Annotated in this window: 1 pseudogene; it reads left to right on the top strand. The window is 52.2% G+C overall.

The window, feature by feature from the left end:
- Positions 1–379 (top strand): annotated as a pseudogene (locus HMPREF2565_RS04890) (transposase); the annotation flags it as partial.

Here is a 379-nt window from a genome sequence, read left to right as displayed (position 1 = left end):
TCTGGTGCGCGCTCGGTTGATTAATCCTGGTTCGAAGTTTGATTCGATTGAAACCCTGGCTGAAGTTGGGGTGACAAGCGCAAGCTACGCCACGATTAAACGTCGACTACCTGGCTTTGCTACAGATGCCTTCGGCGAAGGATTAACCCAAGTGCTGGCGCATCATGCAGGTATCGGTCCAGGCACATTCATCTTGTACGACGTGACCACCTTGTACTTTGAAACCGATACTCCTGATGAGCTTCGCAAACCCGGATTTTCCAAAGAGCGCCGTATAGAGCCGCAAATCCTTGTCGGGCTGCTTACTGATGCCACTGGTTTTCCACTACATGTTGGAGCGTTTGCCGGAAACTCGGCAGAAACCCACACGATGCTGCCG

Source organism: Corynebacterium sp. HMSC072A04, from assembly GCF_001809235.1.
In the GTDB taxonomy this organism is placed as follows: Bacteria; Actinomycetota; Actinomycetes; order Mycobacteriales; family Mycobacteriaceae; genus Corynebacterium; species Corynebacterium hiratae.
This window is presented reverse-complemented; position numbering and strand designations above follow the sequence as displayed.